Genomic DNA, 17,689 nt, shown 5'->3' on the forward strand with positions numbered 1-17,689 from the left:
GGTTGAAAGCACCGGTCTTGAAAACCGGCATACGTTAATAGCGTATCTAGGGTTCAAATCCCTATCTCTCCGCCACTATTAAGAAGCCTCGCTAGAAATAGCGAGGCTTTTTTCATTTCCGCACATCTTTATTACTCTATCTGTGCTTGCCAAAAATCAATTCCATATGCGATCTACTTTTCGACAAAGTAATATTGGTATCGGTCTTGGTTGTGACGTTTTGATTTTTGCTAAGAAGTGCAGTTGCCTCTAAAGCTGTTCATCCTCATCACTGCATGCTGTCCCGATAAGGTTGTTGGAGATGCTTTGTTAAGGTGTTGAACCATCTATTGCCTTATCGTTCTCTTAAAGCACTACCATTGCTTCTCTAGCCCCTTTTACTGGATAGACCGAACAAATAAGCATACTCAAATAGCCACTGTTTCACTGATGTATCTTTTTGTTTTGCTCAGTCTAGCGATGCGTGTGCTCTATTGCCTAAATCTAGCTACGTCTTAAAACCATACATCAACAGGCTAAAGTTACGTATTCCTGCATCTTTTAAAATTGTTTTGGATTCTGCTGGAATGACAGGATCAGAGTAGTCAAAAGAGAAGAGTGAAAGTGAAACGATAGTGAGTTGCTAGGAAGTTGGAAATTACTTGGGAACCAATGAATTTGATAAACATATTGATGTAAGGACTAAAGGGTTAATAGCAGGCAATAAAAAAGCCGACAGGTAAGCTGTCGGCTTGGTTAGGTCATCTTAAGTTAGTCATTCTGTACGAGCGTGAGAGCTTTACGAGAGACTTCGTGAGCAGCTTTGGTTAGATTTTGCTTCTCTAGTGTGTCTGCTAGGAATGCATAGTCAGAGACGTCAGAGCGAAGCTTTAAGGCGATCTCAAAGTGATCCTGGGCTTCTTGCCACTTCTCTTGACGGAAATAGAAGTGCGCTAATGCGCTATGGGCAGCGGCGTTATCCGGTTCTTTCTTCACTACTCCCTCTAAGAAGACCACGACAGGGTGGGTATCTGGCAGATTTAGATCTGGCAGTAGTTGATAAAGCTCTGGGGCTGGTTGTTTTTTTAATGCTTCTTTTAGCACGGTAAAGGCTTCTGCATCAGCTTTTCGTGTGATGAGTTCTCGAGCAAAACAGGCAACGAGGTGTGTGTCTTGTTTCACTTTACGTGAGAGGCTATTCCAATGGGAGATTAGCCCTTCGCTACCCTGTTGCTGCGCTACTTCATGGAGTAAGCCGCACTGCGCCTTTTGAATCAGCTCTGCATGTTCTTCGTCCGAGATGAGTTTTGCTTTGGTTAGTTGTGGCAAGAGGTCAATAAGAGGTTGCCACAACTTTAGCTGCATGTACGTTGTTTTCAGCAAGTTCAATACAATAGAGTTACTCGCATACTGACTTTTTAACGATTGCAAGGTATCGAAAGCGGACTCGAACTCGTTGTCGCGGATAAATTGTTTCGCTCGAGTCAGCTCTACTGCGAGATGGGCGTTCTCTTGTTGGCTCGCTAGCTCTAGATAGTGATCTCGTTTTGCTTTATCACCTTGACCTTGTGCGGCTTCAGAGGCAACTAAGTAGCAAAGCAGCGGCATATCGTGATGATTTGCCCAGCGAGTTACTTTTTTCTCAGCACCTTTCCAGTCACCTTCTAGAAGTTTAATAATGCCTTCATTGGTGTATCGGCGGGAATGGCGCATTTTGCGAACACTGAAGTAGTTCCATGTTGTAGAACTAGCATAAACTAACTTCTTAATCAGGTACTCAAGCAGAAAAAGACCTGCGAGTGCTGCGATAACGAAAACCACTAATGTCGTTACGCTCATCTCGATCGTTTTCTCGGCAATGGAGATGAGTACATAGCCTTGCTGACCAGAAAGCTGGGTGCCAACAAATAGTCCTGCGCCTAGTACAACAAATAGGAAAATAAGACGAAACATTACTTATCCTCCATGCCTGTCATCGTTGTGACTTCACGACGTAGGCGTTCACGGATGACATCTGATAGTTGAGACTGACTTTGCAGTTTTGTTGGGTATTCCACTTGAATATTTTGCTGACTTAGCAGGTTAACCGTTTTGTTGAACTCTTTAACGGAATTATCGTCTTGGTTGAAGAAAGCTAATGCCCATTTGTCGGCTGTTTTTAGAGATGTGGTGTAAATTTCACCTTGTTCTTGGTACACCGCTTTTATTGCCGTTTCCAATTTGGCTTTGATGTTTTCTTTCAGGTAAAAGTGTTGCTCAGGAGAAAGCAGTGGAATGACGTTACCATCGCGCGTGCGGAAGGTAATGAAGTTTTCTGAAAAGTCCTTCAAAGAGGTCATTAAGTTATCTTGCCAGTTTGCGATATCTTCAGACACTTCAGTGTTTTCTACGGCTTCAGCTTCAGGTAGCAGTGCATTGGCGAGAGGGAGCTTGTCTACTTGCTGTTGCAGGGCAGTTAAGCGTAGTACCAATCCATCACGGTCAATTAGCGGGATAGTGCGAAGTTTGGTGATATCGTTTGCCATTGCTTTACGTAGTTTGACGAGACTAGGGTCATTCAGCGCTGCAATGCGTTGGTCTGCACTTTCCATCAGTTGAGTCGCGCTTTCTACATCGTGCTCTAAGAACAATTTACGGCCGGCTAATTTGACGAGGTAATCGGCTTCCGCCAATAGCCAGTCGTTTGGTCGACGACCTTTCACATCGGCAACGGCGAGCTGTAAGCTTTCAATGCTCTTCTGTTGCTGTCCAAGTACCACTTCCGCTTTGTGTGTCACGGTTGTTGCTTTCTCGATGGTTTCTTCTTGTACCCGGCTGAGCTCTTGCTTCATGGAAGCTTGAGTGCTTTCTAGCTGACTTTTTAGTTGGGCGATCTGCGCTTGGTAATCGGCTTGCTGTTGATGCAGCTTGTACGCGAGGCCACCGCCAAAAATAATCGATAAGATGATAGCGACCGTGCCTAGTTTGACACCGCGTTTACCTTGTTTTTCTTCAAACTCGACTTTGGTTGGCTCTGCTGTTTTTGGGGGCTCGGCCGCTTGTGGTTGCTCTTTTTTAAGGTCCGCATCCTGCTGCGATGTGGTTTTTTCGACTAGCGGTGCCGATGAGGTTTCTTCGGAAAGGTTTTTATCGTTATTTTTTTGGTCGTTATTTTTACTTGTCATGCCTATATCCTGTGTAGCTAGGGCTGGAGAGCCGCCAGTAATTCTTGGTTGGATGCGCTTCCCGTGCATCTCACGCGAGTGAACCCCCTTTGAATTGCGATGTCAGCGATACGCTGACTGGGGATATACAACTCTTGTTGATTAAGCCAAGTCAATTGCTCCGACGTCAATTGGCTGCACAAATAATCCAGTTGTTCACCACTGGTGACAATAATCTGGTTAATTTGTAGGTTTTTCCATAGTGAGATACAGCTTACTGGATCGAATGGGATGAATTCTCTCTTGTAAGTCTCACTATAGTGAACTTTTGCGCCACGCCTCACCAATGCATCTTTGATCAGCTCTCTTCCGCCGTTACCACGAAGGATAAGAACTTGTTGTTGTGCCACATTGTTGAGCTCTGGCAGTCGCAATAAGTGTTCACTATCACTGACTTGGGGATAGTGTACTTTCTGTTGGGTACATTTGCTTAAATAGTGTGCTGTTTTTTGACCAACGGCAAGGTAAATAGCTTGTTTCGGCCATGACATCCCGTTGCTGGCTAAGATTTGCTGTGCACATTGCACTGCATGTCGACTAACAGCGATAACAATTTGAGCTTGATGTAGATGTTTAGAGAGGTGCGTGTCCGTGAGATCGGCGACAATGTCGATCAGAGGATGGTGATATGCGGAAATGCCGTGCCTTTCGAGCAGAGAGCAAAGCGCGTTGCCTTGCTCTCCCGGCCGAGTGACCAACACTGCCATGGTTATTCGTGATCTGCGTACAGCTTAGTTAGGATTTCACGAGCGCCGTTATCTAGCAGCTCATTGGCTAGCTGCACTCCTAATGCTTCGCCGTCTTTACGATGGCCACGAATTTCACCACGCACAATTTCGCTGCCATCTGGTTCGCCAACTAATGCGCGTAGCCAAATGTTGTCGCCGTCTAGCAGGGCATAGCTGCCGATAGGTACCTGACAGCCGCCTTCTAGCGTAAGGTTCATTGCGCGCTCACACAAAACGCGGTCTACGGTGTCTTGGTGGTTAAGTGGCTCAAGCAGCTTAAGCAGTCTTTCATCGTCAAGGCGGCACTCAATACCGACAGCACCTTGCCCTACCGCTGGTAGTGATTGCTCTGGTTCGATAAAGCTACGAATGCGCTCTTCAAGCTTCAATCGTTTGAGGCCAGCCGCAGCAAGAATGATTGCATCATACTCACCCGCATCTAACTTACCAAGGCGAGTGCCCACATTACCTCGAAGCTCTTTGATGATGATGTCCGGACGATATTCTTTCAGTTGGCATTGACGGCGCAAACTGCAAGTACCAACCACGGCACCTTGAGGGAGCTCATCAATGTGGCTATAGGTATTAGAGACGAAGGCATCACGAGGATCTTCACGCTCACAAATGGTCACGAGGCCAAGGCCTTCTGGGAAATCGACGGGTACGTCTTTCATTGAGTGAACGGCGAGGTCTGCACGTCCTTCTAGCATCGCGATTTCAAGCTCTTTTACGAACAAGCCTTTGCCGCCAACTTTTGCTAGTGGTGTATCTAAAATCACGTCACCTTTGGTCACCATGGTTACTAACTCGACTTCCAAGCCAGGGTGAGCGGCTTGAAGGGCGTCTTTAACAAAGTAAGCTTGCCATAAAGCAAGAGGGCTTTTTCGAGTTGCAATGCGAATCGGTGTGGATTGTGTCATGATCTTCTCAATGCTGTTTGGATTTGGGTTTATCCTACCATTGTCATCAAGAAATGCTTACTGTTAGTTCGTTATCTCTGAAGGCTATGAATGGAATTACATGACGTTATGAAAATAGTGTGACTGGATTCTCAATTAGACTAAGGACTATTATTAGTAATAGGTAATAAGAGCGACACTACCGCGCGATTAATTTTGTGACTAAAGTATGGTTTTGTATCCAGAGTGATACGCGGGCGTGAAGCTTTACCCGCACCAATAAAAGTGTTAAATTGATCACGTTTTTAAGCCATTTTGGTTTAAAACGTCAGCAGATTTTCGTGATTGTTCAACCAAGGAATTCCCCTTGCAGGCTTACACCCAAAAAATCATCCAGCGACTAGATAATTTGAATCAGCAGCGAGTTGATCGCGCGCTGGCGCTTATGGATTCGCAAAGCCAGCAAGTCTTCCATTTGATTCCTGCCTTGTTGAACTACAACCATCCTGTAATTCCTGGCTATTATGATGCCGATGTCCCGTTTGGTGTGCATGGGCTTGAACTAAATAGCATTCAGCAACAATTCATAGATGATATTCAACTTGCCATTGGTCAGCCGCTCAAGACGGTAGAAAAGCCCGCTATATTGGGTTTGTACACCATGGGCAGTACCTCCTCGATTGGTCAAAGTACTTCCAGTGATTTGGATATTTGGGTGTGTATCTCACCAGAGATGGATTGTGACGAACGCGAGTTATTGACCAATAAATGCTTACTCATCACGGATTGGGCACAAAGCAAAGGCGTGGAAGCGAACTTTTTCTTAATGGATAAAGAGCGCTTTAGAAGCAATCATTCTGAGGAGATGACAGGTGATAACTGTGGTTCATCTCAGCACTTACTTTTGCTAGATGAATTCTATCGTAGTGCGGTGCGTATTGCCGGACAGCGTTTGTTATGGCAAATCGTGCCGCCAGAAATGGAAGAGTGTTACGACGAGTACGTTTCTCAACTGTGCAGTGATGGTTACATCGACTGTAGTGAATGGATCGACTTTGGTAAATTGAACTGCATTCCTGCTGAAGAATACTTCGGCTCGAACTTGTGGCAGTTATACAAAAGCATCGACTCTCCCTACAAATCGGTATTAAAAGCCATCTTGCTAGAAGCTTACTCGTGGGAATACCCGCATACTCAATTGTTAAGCATCGACACTAAACGTCGTTTCTTTGCCCATGAGCCTGATCTCTATGGCATGGATGCGTACTACTTAATGTTGGAAAAAGTAACCCGTTACTTAGAGCGAATTCAAGACGATACACGTTTGGATTTAGTGCGTCGCTGTTTCTATCTCAAAACCCATGAAAAACTATCTCGTGAGCCGAATGTTGGCTCAGTAGCTTGGCGTCGTGAAGCGCTGAGCGATATGATTGCAAAATGGAATTGGGATGCCAGTGTCGTTGCAGAGCTCGATGACCGCCGTAATTGGAAGGTTGAACAAGTAAAGGTGGTACATCATGCATTGCTGGATGCGTTGATGCAAAGCTACCGTAACTTGATTCAATTTGCGCGTCGTAACGACATCACTTCTGCTATCAGTCCGCAAGACATCAGTATTTTGGCCCGTAAACTTTACGCGGCTTTTGAAGTATTGCCGGGCAAAGTAACGTTACTAAACCCACAGATTTCACCTGATCTGCACGAGCCTGACTTGAGCTTTATCGAAGTGAAAAAAGGGGGAGTGAACAAGTCTGGTTGGTACCTCTATAAACAACCACTTATTGCGCACCGCATTTTGGGGCAACCATATCTAGAGCATCATGAATACTTGAGTAAATTGGTTGCTTGGGCATTCTTCAATGGCTTGATCACTGAATCGACTCGTTTACATGCCGTGGTACGTGAAGCGCAGCTAGATATTGATAAGTTTTACCAAATGGTGAGTGACTTACGAAATACTTTTGCGTTGCGTAAGCGTCGTCCATCTATGCAGGCGCTAGCGAGTCCTTGTGAAATAAGCCAGCTTGCGATGTTCATCAACTTTGAAAATGATCCGACGTCTGAACTTTCTGGTCGTTCGTTGAAAGTGGATGTTAAGAACACCGATATTTTTAGCTTTGGTCCAGAACATAAAAATTTAGTCGGCAGTGTTGACCTTGTTTACCGTAACTCTTGGCATGAAGTGCGTACGCTGCATTTCAAAGGGGAAACGGCGATGCTGGATGCACTGAAAACCATTTTGGGCAAAATGCACCAAGATGCGTTGCCACCAGAATCAGTGGATGTGTTCTGCTATGCGAAGAACATGCGTGGTGTGATGCGTAATATGGTTTACCAGCTTTTAGCTGAATGTATCGACTTACGCTTGAAACCAGTAGAGCAAGAGAAACGCCGCCGCTTTAAAGCGATGCGTCTTGGTAACCAGACTTATGGGTTGTTCTTTGAACGTCGTGGTGTGTCGGTGCAAAAGCTAGAAAATTCCATCGATTTCTACCGCAGCATTTCTACTAACAAACTCAAAGGCTCGCCGCTGTTAATGCTCGATCGTGAGCAAGAATATCAAATGCCGGAAGCGGTGGATGGGTTTGCCAGTGAAGGTCTAGTGCAGTTCTTCTTTGAAGATAACGAAGATGGCTTCAATATTTATGTGTTGGATGAGTCAAATCAAGTGGAAGTGTATCACCAATTTAGTGGCTCCAAAGATGAAATGATTTCGTCTGTAAACAGCTTCTACACGTCGGTAAAAGACGATAGTCGCGTCGCGTCTAAGTTTATTAACTTTAACCTGCCTCAGTACTATCAAATTATTCACCCTGAAGAGGGGAATGCGTATATCATTCCTTACCGTAATGACGGTTGTTCACCGAGCCGCCCGACCAAAACTGTGAATGCGTAATTAAACCCGTATCAATAAACAAAAAGAGCACTTCGGTGCTCTTTTTGTTTTGGTGACGATTGACCAGAATTATGCCCAATCAATGGCTTCGCCTGCGTGCTTTTCACACTCTTGCTTCACCATTTCAAATAGCTCCATACCCGTTTTTGAGCAGGTCCATTTACCTTCAATAAGTTTGAAGTGGAAACCACCAGATTTGGACGCTAGCCAGATCTCATGCATCGGCTCTTGGCGATTAATGATGATTTGGCTGCGGTCTTCAAATTCCAATGTCATTACGTTGCCAGTGACTTCGTAATCAATGTCTGCGCCTGAATCATCGATGGATTCTTCGATGATTTGCATCTGCGCATCCACCAGTTGATGAAATTCAGTATCGTTCATCCGTCTATCCTATTGCTTTTCCTGAGTGTGGTGCGATTATAGGGGGCATTGATTCAATAATCACGATATGCGAAATGAAAAAATTAGTTACTGTGTTGTTTGTGATGGTTGCCGCGACCTTAGCGGGGTGTGGTCAGTCTGGCTCACTATACATTCCAGATGACACTCAACAGAATGAGCAATCACAATAAATAACCGCACCTTAGGGTGAAATTAGGTTTCAGCAGTCGAATAAAATAAGGGAAGCGAATTTTGGATTACTTCAACTATCAGGATGATGGCCAGCTTTGGGCCGAAGACGTCCCACTTCAAGCTCTTGCAGAGCAATATGGCACTCCTCTTTACGTATATTCTCGAGCCACGCTAGAGCGCCATTGGAAGGCGTTTGATAGTGCTGTGGGTCAGCATCCTCACCTGGTTTGCTACGCGGTGAAAGCCAACTCAAACTTAGGCGTATTGAACACGCTAGCGCGTTTGGGATCGGGTTTTGACATCGTGTCGGGTGGTGAACTTGAGCGTGTGATTGCCGCAGGCGGTGATCCGAAAAAAGTCGTTTTCTCTGGTGTTGGTAAAACACCGGCAGAGATGAAGCGCGCTCTTGAGCTAGGTATCAAATGTTTCAACGTTGAATCTGAGCCAGAGCTAGAACGTTTGAACAAGGTTGCGGGTGAGCTTGGTGTGATTGCGCCAATTTCTCTGCGTATCAATCCAGATGTCGACGCTAAAACACACCCTTACATTTCGACTGGTCTTCGCGACAATAAATTCGGCATTGCGTTTGATCGTGCGCCAGATGTTTATAAATTCGCGCAAAGCCTGCCGAACTTGAATGTGCAAGGCATCGACTGCCACATTGGTTCTCAGCTGACCAATATAGACCCATTTATCGACGCGACAGACCGTTTATTAGCTCTGATTGATGATTTAAAAGCGCAAGGCATTAACATTCGTCACCTTGATGTCGGCGGTGGTTTGGGTGTGGTCTATCGTGATGAATTACCACCTCAGCCTTCTGATTACGCCAAAGCGTTACTAGGCCGTCTTGAAAATCACCAAGACTTGGAGCTGATCTTTGAGCCAGGCCGTGCAATTGCTGCGAACGCAGGTATCTTGCTAACGCGTGTTGAGTTTTTAAAACATACTGAGCATAAAAACTTTGCGATTATCGACGCTGCAATGAACGACTTGATGCGTCCTGCGCTATACCAAGCATGGCAAGATATTGTGCCAGTTTCACCGCGAAAGGGTGAAGCTCAGACTTACGACTTGGTTGGTCCTATTTGTGAAACCGGCGACTTCTTGGGTAAAGATCGCGCACTCGTTTTGCAAGAAGGTGATCTACTCGCGGTTCGTTCAGCAGGTGCCTATGGTTTTGTGATGTCTTCGAACTACAATACTCGTACCCGAGCGGCAGAAGTGATGGTGGACGGTAAACAAAGCCACTTAGTTCGCCAGCGTGAGGAGCTGACCAGTTTGTGGCAGCTGGAACAGATTCTACCGGAGTAACACACAACAAATGCATTTCCACTTTTCCAAAATGCACGGTTTGGGCAACGACTTCATGGTCGTCGACTGTATTACCCAGAACGTGTTTTTCTCGCAAGACCTGATCCGCCGCTTGGCGGATCGTCATACTGGCGTTGGTTTTGACCAATTGCTTGTGGTAGAGGCCCCTTACGACCCTGAAACCGACTTCCATTATCGGATTTTTAATGCCGATGGTAGTGAAGTTGAACAGTGTGGTAACGGTGCACGCTGTTTTGCCCGCTTTGTTCGCTTGAAGGGGCTGACCAATAAATACAGCATCAGCGTGAGCACCAAGAAAGGAAAGATGATTCTCAACATCGAAGATGATGGGGAAGTGACGGTCAACATGGGCGTGCCAGAGTTTGAACCGAACAAAATTCCTTTCAAAGCGAAGCAAAAAGAGAAAACTTACATCATGCGAGCAGGCGACAATACCTTGTTTTGTGGTGCTGTGAGCATGGGTAACCCGCACGTAGTGACCGTGGTCGACGATGTGGATACGGCAGAAGTGGAAACTCTCGGTCCGCTGCTTGAGTCGCATGAGCGTTTCCCAGAGCGCGTCAACGCTGGCTTTATGCAGGTGATGAGTCGTGACCATATTCGTCTTCGAGTTTACGAGCGAGGCGCAGGAGAGACACAAGCTTGTGGTAGTGGTGCATGCGCGGCAGTCGCGGTTGGGATTCTGCAGGGCTTGTTGGATGAAAACGTTAAGGTTTCTCTACCTGGTGGTGAATTGCGAATTGCATGGCAAGGTCCTGGCAAGCCGTTGTTTATGACCGGTCCTACAACGCATGTATTTGATGGTCAATTGTCTTGCTAGTTGAAGAAAAAGGAAACGGTTTGTCTCAAGTAGAAGCAGATGCCTTAACGGCTGAAGTAGTGGCCGAGTACCTCAAAGATCATCCAGACTTTTTTGTGCAACGTCCGGAGCTTGTGGATCGTTTATCTTTCCCACACTCAGACTTAGGCGCGGTATCTTTGGTACACATCCAAATGAATCGCCAACGTCAGCGCATTGAAGAGTTAGAGGAAGAGATCACTACACTAATGTCGCTTGCTGCGAACAATGATCGGACCTTTTACGAATTTATGGATTTGCAGGGGCAGATTCTAAAATGTGGTGACTTTAAACAAGTCATTCATTCTATCGAAGAGAAAGCCAAGGCGCTGGGCTTACGTGCGTTTGTTCGATTGTTTAGTCAATGCGACGCATCGATTCAATTGAGTAAGGAAAGTTATCAACGCTTTGCGACCACTCACTTAAATGGCAAAGATGCGTACTTAGGACGTCTTCGCAAAGTAGATCGTGAAGCTTTGTTTGGCAACATGGAAGTGCCGGAAATGGGGTCCTATGTGGTACTGCCGCTCGTGAAACAGCAAACACTGGGCGTGCTTGCTTTTTCTAGTGAAGATGGCGGCCATTTTCAGCCAGATATGGATACCTTGTTTTTGCGTCACCTATCATTAGTAGTGGCACATCTCGCTCAAACACTGGTATGGCAAAGTTACGATGACGACAACTCCCAACACTCCTCTGCCAAATAGTTTGCAAAAGCCTCTTGAGCGCTTCTATGAATTCTTACGAAGCGAAAAGGGGCTTAGCCTACATACTCAGCGCAATTACAAACAGCAGCTAGAAACTATGGCGCAGCACTTAGCTGAAATGGGGCTCAAAGATTGGTCTCAAGTGGATGCTGGTTGGGTGCGCCAATTAGCAGGTAAGGGCATGCGAGAAGGCATGAAAGCCAGCAGTTTGGCAACGCGACTCTCATCGCTGCGTAGCTTTTTCGATTTCCTTATTCTGCGTGGCGAGATGTCGGCTAACCCAGCCAAAGGGGTTTCAGCACCTCGCAAAAAACGCCCGTTGCCCAAAAACCTCGATGTTGACGAAGTGAGCCAATTACTTGAAGTCAACGAGGACGACCCGTTGGCTGTGCGCGATCGCGCCATGATGGAGCTGATGTACGGCGCCGGTTTACGTTTGGCTGAGTTGGTGGGTGTGGATGTACGTGATGTACAACTGCGTAGTGGTGAGCTTCGTGTTATTGGTAAAGGCGATAAAGAACGTAAAGTACCGTTCTCTGGGATGGCAACCGAGTGGGTCGGGAAGTGGTTACGCGTTCGTGGTGATTTAGCCGCTCCAGGTGAGCCCGCCTTGTTTGTATCTAAGCTCGGAACGCGTATTTCGCATCGTAGCGTGCAAAAGCGCATGGCTGAATGGGGGCAGAAACAGTCTGTCGCAAGCCATATTAGTCCGCATAAATTGCGTCACTCATTTGCGACACATATGCTCGAATCAAGCAATAACTTACGTGCGGTGCAGGAGCTTTTAGGGCACGAGAACATTTCGACGACCCAAATCTACACGCACTTGGATTTCCAACATTTGGCGCAAGCCTACGACCAAGCCCACCCACGCGCACGTAAAAAGAACGGGGAGTGAGCCGAAGTATGAAATTTTATCGCCGTATCGAGCCTATTAAGGCAATGACCTTTGACCTAGATGATACCCTCTATGACAACTATCCTGTGATAGTTCGCATGGAGCGTGAGTTGTTATCTTGGCTCAAGCACCATCATCCAGCGGTTGCTCATATGAACAAAGCGGATTGGTTTGCTCTCAAACAACGTGTTGTGCAGCAACAACCCGAGCTGAAGAGCGATGTCACTTTATGGCGTTTAGTGCAACTTCAGCAAGCTTTCTCCCAAGTAGGCTACGACGAAGACGCAGCACATGCCGCTGCGAAAGCCGCAGTAGACGTTGCGTTGGACTGGCGTAACCGTTTTGAAGTGCCGCAGCAAAGCCTCGATGTACTGGAGGAACTCGCGCAGCACATCCCGTTGGTGGCAATCACCAACGGTAATGTGGATTTAGACCGCATCGGTCTTACGCCTTATTTCCAACAGGTACTTAAAGCAGGACCAGATGGATTGGCGAAACCCGCAACCGATATGTTTACTAAAGCGAAGCGATTCTTGGATATCCCTGCGGAGAATATTCTGCATGTCGGTGATCACCTAACCACGGATGTGCATGGTGCAAAGTTGGCTGGTTTTGCAGCCTGTTGGTTTAATGATATGAATAAAAATGTCATTAACCATTCAAAAACACGTACTTTACCTGATATTGAAATCAATAGTTTGCAGCCGTTACTCACACTTTTTTAATTGCTTTCGCATTAATCCATTCTAATCTCATTTTGTGTCTAGAAAAGCAGCGCAAAGCCACGTAAATTATTCTCTATTAAATAAAAATAGTAACGCCACACGTCGTGGTGAAGATAGTGTTACGGCAGTGGTAGGTCCATGCGAGCTTTTTCAAAACTGGTTCACGATGTCAGTCAACTGAATGACTTTTTAGTCACTTTTCCAATTTCCTCAGATAAACAATATTTAGTACAAATATTGTCGACGCAATCGCGCGAATTTACGACCACACTTGCAGACGCCGTTTTGTCGTCGCTGCCGAATGCTCATGTTATGGGGCATAGTACGCGTAATGTAATTCTGGAAGGGGAGGTATTTACCTCTGGTTGCCTAGTGAGTGTGATTGAATTTGAGCAAACCACGCTGACTTCTGCGGTACAAACATACTCTTACTCCCCTGACATTGATGGCGGGGAGCTCAAGCGCTCTCTTCTAATGCAGCATAATTCACAGGTGATCCTCAGCTTTGCTGTGCAAATTGAACGACGTGACTATCCCTTGTTTCAAACCTTTGCCAGTGAAGAAGTAGTGATTTCTGGAGGGTTGGCGCAGAGTATTGACGATGGCTGCTGGGTGCTATATCAAAACCGAGTTTACGATAACGCTGTGGTTGCCGTAGCTTTGCACAGTGATACTTTGAAGCTATGGACTGATGCGTATTCGGAGTGGAACCCGATTGGCATGCCACACAAAGTCACTCATGCAAAAGGAACGCGCTTGTATTGTTTAGGTGAGAAGAAAGCGCTGGACGTATACAAGCGTTACTTGGCGGATGGCCATGATGTGACGCTGAGTCAACTGCTCAGCTTTCCTTTGTATCGAGAAAGCTTAGGGCGAAAGGAAGTTTGTACGGTAACGGAGCTACACGCTGATGGCAGTATGAGCTTCGACAGGCCCTGGTGTCTTGGTGACGAAGTGCAATTTTGCTATAACCATCCCTCGTTAACGCTCGAGCAAGTGCGGCATGGTGTGGTTGAGTTAGCCATGCACCAACCTGAAGTCGTGATGATTTTTAACTGCGCGTCACGGTTAGACTTTATTGACAGCAGCGACGAAGTCCAAGCATTCAAAGATATTGCGACGACGTTTGGTAGTTACTGTATGGGGGAACTGCATGGTGGTATTGGTCAGCCCGAAATTCTTCATCACAGCCTGACGTATTTAGCGATGCGAGAGGGAGACGAAGTGCAAACATTGAACTTGCCTAAGTTGCCCGTTAGCTCCTCTATTTCACCGTTGTTTAGCTTGATTCGAAATGCGATCGGCGATCTCAACCATATGAACGCGCATATGGGATATCAACTCGATCGCCAAACGCGCAAGTTACAAGAAAGCTATCGACGCGACAGTCGCACGGGGTTACAAAACCGGGTCGCATTGCAAGAGCGGCTGAGTAACATCGATTTGGATGAGCATTTGTTGACTCTAAAGCTACTTAACTTTAGTCATATCAACGAAAAATACGGCTACCGAGTGGGAGATCAATTACTCAAAGATCTCTCAATGCACTTTACGAATCGACTACGAAAGCGTTTCGGCATGCCAACGGCTTTGCAGCTTTATAGTATTGGGGTTGGTGAATGGGCGTTCATATTTAAAGCTGATCAAAGCAGCGAGACCATCAAACAGCACTTTACGCGTTTTGCTGACGCGGTAGAACAAACTAATTTTGAGCCAATTGGCCTACGTGAAATAGATTATCTTTCTATCTCGCTATGCGGCGGCTTAGTGAGTCGTCGAGATTTTCCATCCGCTTCAGTAGATGAGCTCTTACTCAAAGGCATCGAAGCGAGGCGCTCCGGTGTACGCAGTAATACCCATATCTGTAATGCGAAAGATATTGAAGTCAGTGAGGATGTGCGTAAAGAGCAACTTGGATGGCTAAGTTGCGTCAGTAGAGCCATTCTCAAACAGAATATCATCACTTATAGCCAACCTATTGTGCATGCGGGTAGCCACAAATTGGCAAGCCAAGAATGTTTGGTTCGTATTCTGGAAGCCGATGGAACGGTGATTGCGCCAGGGCGTTTTCTGCCAATTATCTCTGATACGCATCTTTACACTCGATTAAGTCGGCACATGATTCATTCTACGTTGCATTACATGCGAGATAAGCAAGGTGACTTTTCTATAAACTTATCGCCGCAAGATTTGCTCAGTGATAAAACTTTAATGCTTTTAGAGCATGAAATTAGCCAGCTAAATGACCCAAGGCGAATTGGTTTAGAAGTGCTGGAATCTGAGCAGATCAAAGACTACGGCCGAATGATAGAAGTGTGCAGTCATTTTAGAAGCTTAGGGGCGCGTATCATTGTTGATGACTTTGGGTCCGGCTATTCGAATATCGATGAAATCCTAAAGTTGGAGCCAGAAGTCATAAAGCTCGATGGCAGCTTGATTCGTGATATTGATAAAGACTTAAAACAGCGCAAGATCGCTTCCCAGTTGGTGCGTTTGTGCCAGGTGTTTAACGCGGAGACGGTGGCGGAGTTCGTCCACAATCAGGAGGTGTGCACCATTGCACAAGACATGGGGGTGGATTATTTGCAGGGTTACTATCTTGGCGAGCCGACTCGACTGTTTTAATGATGTTTCACGTGAAACTTCTTGTCGTAAAAAACGCAGCGTAGGCTGCGTTTTTTTTTGGTTCTTCTACTGAGCTTAATGGTTAACGCTTAAGAGCGTGTCCACTCTTTTCAGCTTGGAACAGAGCGAGGTAATGGGCAAAAAAGTGCTGCATTTGTTGTTGGTTGTTTTGTTCTCCAAGTTGCCCGAGCAAATGTGTAGCGACTTCAAACGTACACAAATTACCTTGTTGTTGGTTGCGTCGCAGCTGATATTGTGAGTCCGCCGACGCAGACAATCCCATAGTAGGGATACCTTCTAACCAACGGCTCTTATTGATCATCTTGCGCGCCTCTTGCCAGGTGGCATCCAAAATAATAAACAGCGGAGTTTTGGTTTGTTGCTGGCTTTGGAGTATCACATGTTCGAGTGTGATACTTTCTTCACAGGGGAAGAGCAACACCGGATACCGCGACGGATCAGCTAATAGAGTGAGCAATTCTGCTGGTGGCTGTTTGCGATCCCAGATTACTCGCTCAATGTTGAGTTGGCACTGCTCTAGTAGCTGGCCGGTATTAGTATCACGCTTCAGTTCATTCGGATGCATTAACAGCAGGATGTTGTGCTCACTGTTAAGTTTCGGCATTAGCGAGCACATACAATTGAATTGAAAACCGCAGGTTGGACACGGTTGTGACATTACAGACGAACTCCTTCTCGCACCGGGCTTATCCCATCAGAGAACAGACGCACACCACTGACTTGGTTCGGCGTTGCCGTTGGCGCCATGCTTGGGTTGAGTGGGTAGCTAACCCCAGTGTATTGCATCACGTGTTGAGCCGCTTTAGCTCCGCCACCGCTGACATTAAAAATCAGATCTCGCCAACCATGAGAGGTTTGTTGGCCGAGCATAATCGGGCTTTGCACTAGTGTAATGCGGCTATTAAATCGCCATTCCTTTTCGTGATGTTCAAATATTAGCAATGTACAGCCACCGGAACCACACCAATCCAACTGTACCAATAGCTCTTCGTTACCATCGCTGTTGAGGTCGTAAGTTAGCCAACGGTATTGGTTATTGTTGGGGTTGGTTTGATGGATAAAGAAGTAGTTGCGCACCGCGGCATCTACTTTTGAATCAAACTCTGCACTAGAAGGGACGTCAGCACTACCGATGGGGTTGTTGGTGCGTTTTTCGGCTGGTTGCATGATGCCTTCATCACGAACGGTGGCAGGATAAAGGACTAAACCACCATCGGCGATTGGGTATACCAAGTTACCGACTTTTTCTTTGGTCGCTTTGAGCTGATTGCCTTCTCGAGTAAACAGTCGCTCTGACATTAGCCTTTGCTGTTGATGATGCGTCATGACAACTTGAACCTGAGACGGACTTAACTGTTGCCAGTAACCACGCTCGATTAATGGTGCTTGTCCATTGGCGTAACGGTATTTTGTTGTGGCGCTATGGTCTGGGTTTAAGGTCATTTGTACTTCAAAACCTTGTGATTGAGTTGAGGTCGCGACATAGGTATTAGCCCAGCCAAGCGTTGCATCGACGTTTGCAGCCATACCACAACCTTGATACGTCTCGCCATCATGTTTTAGTGTTGCTTTCCAGCCATACAAAGAATCGCTCATTGTGTCTGAGCAGAGGTTTTCTGTTAAGTGAAGCTCACCATCTTGTAGTTGATAAGTGCGCTGGCGAGGTTGAAGCTGACTGCTTTTAATCGCTAATTTTGTGGTTTGTTTGCCGATTTGCTGGAATGTTAGTCCATTAGCCTCAAAGCTTGCCGACCAAGAAGGCTCATTACCAAACACGCGAGTTGGTTTGTTTGGTTGCTGACAACGGTTTGGATTTTCCGTTGTGAGGAAGTTCACTTGTTCCACGACAAAGTTAGCATCGAAATCAGCAGAAAACCCATCGATGCCCGGTGGGTTGAGGTGGCCGATAACCTCGCCATACATGGTCTGGTAAGGCTCGTTATTTAACTGAATTGCTCGTTGCATTTGCTGTGGTGATAGTTGCAACCAATATTGCTTGTCGCTGCCACAAGGCATGATGTATTGGCTCTCGTGACCGACGATCACTTTTCCGCGCAGCATAAAAGTTTGAGGTTGAATGGTTTCAGGCTTATCTAAGGTTGCTGGTGGAGAGGTTAGGTCAGCGGCACCAGATTGTGGCGACTGTGAACTACATGCTTGCAGAACCAGCAGGGTGGCAAGCGCCACTGGGTTTTTCAAAGCCTTCATGTTATATCTTCCTCATTATTGTTACTCAATCGGCATCGGATGGCATTATGG

Annotated in this window: 15 protein-coding genes; 8 read left to right on the top strand and 7 right to left on the bottom strand. The window is 46.3% G+C overall.

All coding sequences use genetic code 11. From position 1 onward, the window contains the following. Window positions 1–750: 750 nt before the first annotated feature. The 4 genes from R7Z78_RS23605 to hemC are packed head-to-tail and all read right to left on the bottom strand — an operon-like array spanning window position 751 to window position 4,830. The gene (locus tag R7Z78_RS23605; RefSeq protein WP_104975683.1) at window positions 751–1,932 is read right to left on the bottom strand and encodes a heme biosynthesis protein HemY; all 1,182 of its coding nucleotides are present in this window, start codon (window positions 1,930–1,932) and stop codon (window positions 751–753) included. Further along, window positions 1,932–3,143, bottom strand: a complete 1,212-nt coding sequence (locus R7Z78_RS23610) for a uroporphyrinogen-III C-methyltransferase (protein ID WP_005378751.1) — start codon at window positions 3,141–3,143, stop codon at window positions 1,932–1,934. Before R7Z78_RS23610 ends, R7Z78_RS23605 begins: the two co-directional genes overlap by 1 nt. Before the next feature lie 17 nt (window positions 3,144–3,160). Beyond that, complete coding sequence (locus tag R7Z78_RS23615) at window positions 3,161–3,889, bottom strand: uroporphyrinogen-III synthase (protein WP_005383386.1); 729 nt, start codon at window positions 3,887–3,889, stop codon at window positions 3,161–3,163. A 2-nt stretch (window positions 3,890–3,891) separates the two neighbouring features. Continuing rightward, window positions 3,892–4,830 (bottom strand): hydroxymethylbilane synthase, encoded by a 939-nt coding sequence (gene hemC / locus R7Z78_RS23620; protein WP_005383388.1) that lies wholly within the window; start codon window positions 4,828–4,830, stop codon window positions 3,892–3,894. A 346-nt stretch (window positions 4,831–5,176) separates the two neighbouring features. Between hemC and R7Z78_RS23625 the strand changes: the two genes are divergently transcribed. Beyond that, window positions 5,177–7,705: a class I adenylate cyclase gene (locus R7Z78_RS23625; protein WP_053350817.1), complete on the top strand. Its 2,529-nt coding sequence runs from the start codon at window positions 5,177–5,179 to the stop codon at window positions 7,703–7,705. A 69-nt stretch (window positions 7,706–7,774) separates the two neighbouring features. Here R7Z78_RS23625 and cyaY read toward each other — a convergent pair whose 3' ends face one another. Next, complete coding sequence (cyaY, locus tag R7Z78_RS23630; protein WP_005383391.1) at window positions 7,775–8,089, bottom strand: iron donor protein CyaY; 315 nt, start codon at window positions 8,087–8,089, stop codon at window positions 7,775–7,777. A gap of 74 nt (window positions 8,090–8,163) precedes the next feature. On the opposite strand from cyaY, the gene lptM reads away from it, so the two are divergent. The 7 genes from lptM (at window position 8,164) to R7Z78_RS23665 (ending at window position 15,409) form a co-directional block, all read left to right on the top strand. Next, entirely contained in the window at window positions 8,164–8,280 is a 117-nt protein-coding gene (lptM, locus tag R7Z78_RS25065; protein WP_005378746.1) for an LPS translocon maturation chaperone LptM, read from the top strand. 61 nt (window positions 8,281–8,341) lie between these two features. Beyond that, window positions 8,342–9,595, top strand: coding sequence for a diaminopimelate decarboxylase (gene lysA, locus R7Z78_RS23640; protein WP_005378745.1), 1,254 nt, complete (start codon window positions 8,342–8,344; stop codon window positions 9,593–9,595). 10 nt (window positions 9,596–9,605) lie between these two features. After that, window positions 9,606–10,436, top strand: coding sequence for a diaminopimelate epimerase (gene dapF / locus R7Z78_RS23645; RefSeq protein ID WP_005378744.1), 831 nt, complete (start codon window positions 9,606–9,608; stop codon window positions 10,434–10,436). After that, entirely contained in the window at window positions 10,430–11,161 is a 732-nt protein-coding gene (locus R7Z78_RS23650; RefSeq protein WP_005383398.1) for a DUF484 family protein, read from the top strand. The genes dapF and R7Z78_RS23650 overlap by 7 nt, the downstream gene beginning before the upstream one ends. Beyond that, complete coding sequence (gene xerC, locus R7Z78_RS23655) at window positions 11,127–12,059, top strand: tyrosine recombinase XerC (RefSeq protein WP_005378742.1); 933 nt, start codon at window positions 11,127–11,129, stop codon at window positions 12,057–12,059. Before R7Z78_RS23650 ends, xerC begins: the two co-directional genes overlap by 35 nt. A gap of 8 nt (window positions 12,060–12,067) precedes the next feature. Then, window positions 12,068–12,784 carry a 5-amino-6-(5-phospho-D-ribitylamino)uracil phosphatase YigB gene (gene yigB, locus R7Z78_RS23660; RefSeq protein ID WP_053350826.1) on the top strand — a complete coding sequence of 239 codons (717 nt, stop codon included), beginning with the start codon at window positions 12,068–12,070 and terminating at the stop codon, window positions 12,782–12,784. A 138-nt stretch (window positions 12,785–12,922) separates the two neighbouring features. Continuing rightward, window positions 12,923–15,409, top strand: a complete 2,487-nt coding sequence (locus tag R7Z78_RS23665) for an EAL domain-containing protein (protein ID WP_169643920.1) — start codon at window positions 12,923–12,925, stop codon at window positions 15,407–15,409. Between the two features lie 82 nt (window positions 15,410–15,491). Here R7Z78_RS23665 and R7Z78_RS23670 read toward each other — a convergent pair whose 3' ends face one another. Both R7Z78_RS23670 and R7Z78_RS23675 read right to left on the bottom strand, forming a co-directional pair. Continuing rightward, a complete protein-coding gene (locus R7Z78_RS23670) occupies window positions 15,492–16,088 on the bottom strand; it encodes a tRNA-uridine aminocarboxypropyltransferase (protein ID WP_104975681.1) in 597 nt (198 codons plus the stop codon). Continuing rightward, entirely contained in the window at window positions 16,088–17,638 is a 1,551-nt protein-coding gene (locus tag R7Z78_RS23675) for a COG3650 family protein (RefSeq protein ID WP_104975680.1), read from the bottom strand. The genes R7Z78_RS23670 and R7Z78_RS23675 overlap by 1 nt, the downstream gene beginning before the upstream one ends. Window positions 17,639–17,689 lie beyond the last annotated feature (51 nt).

The organism is Vibrio sp. 1167 (genome assembly GCF_033340375.1).
GTDB lineage: Bacteria > Pseudomonadota > Gammaproteobacteria > Enterobacterales > Vibrionaceae > Vibrio > Vibrio alginolyticus.

Excerpts from the sequence above, each read along its gene's own strand:
- R7Z78_RS23605 (WP_104975683.1), bottom strand. The coding sequence starts at position 1,932 with ATGTTTCGTCTTATTTTCCTATTTGTTGTACTAGGCGCAGGACTATTT.
- R7Z78_RS23610 (WP_005378751.1), bottom strand. The coding sequence starts at position 3,143 with ATGACAAGTAAAAATAACGACCAAAAAAATAACGATAAAAACCTTTCC.
- R7Z78_RS23615 (WP_005383386.1), bottom strand. The coding sequence starts at position 3,889 with ATGGCAGTGTTGGTCACTCGGCCGGGAGAGCAAGGCAACGCGCTTTGC.
- hemC (WP_005383388.1), bottom strand. The coding sequence starts at position 4,830 with ATGACACAATCCACACCGATTCGCATTGCAACTCGAAAAAGCCCTCTT.
- cyaY (WP_005383391.1), bottom strand. The coding sequence starts at position 8,089 with ATGAACGATACTGAATTTCATCAACTGGTGGATGCGCAGATGCAAATC.
- lptM (WP_005378746.1), top strand. The coding sequence starts at position 8,164 with ATGAAAAAATTAGTTACTGTGTTGTTTGTGATGGTTGCCGCGACCTTA.
- dapF (WP_005378744.1), top strand. The coding sequence starts at position 9,606 with ATGCATTTCCACTTTTCCAAAATGCACGGTTTGGGCAACGACTTCATG.
- xerC (WP_005378742.1), top strand. The coding sequence starts at position 11,127 with ATGACGACAACTCCCAACACTCCTCTGCCAAATAGTTTGCAAAAGCCT.
- yigB (WP_053350826.1), top strand. The coding sequence starts at position 12,068 with ATGAAATTTTATCGCCGTATCGAGCCTATTAAGGCAATGACCTTTGAC.
- R7Z78_RS23665 (WP_169643920.1), top strand. The coding sequence starts at position 12,923 with ATGCGAGCTTTTTCAAAACTGGTTCACGATGTCAGTCAACTGAATGAC.
- R7Z78_RS23670 (WP_104975681.1), bottom strand. The coding sequence starts at position 16,088 with ATGTCACAACCGTGTCCAACCTGCGGTTTTCAATTCAATTGTATGTGC.
- R7Z78_RS23675 (WP_104975680.1), bottom strand. The coding sequence starts at position 17,638 with ATGAAGGCTTTGAAAAACCCAGTGGCGCTTGCCACCCTGCTGGTTCTG.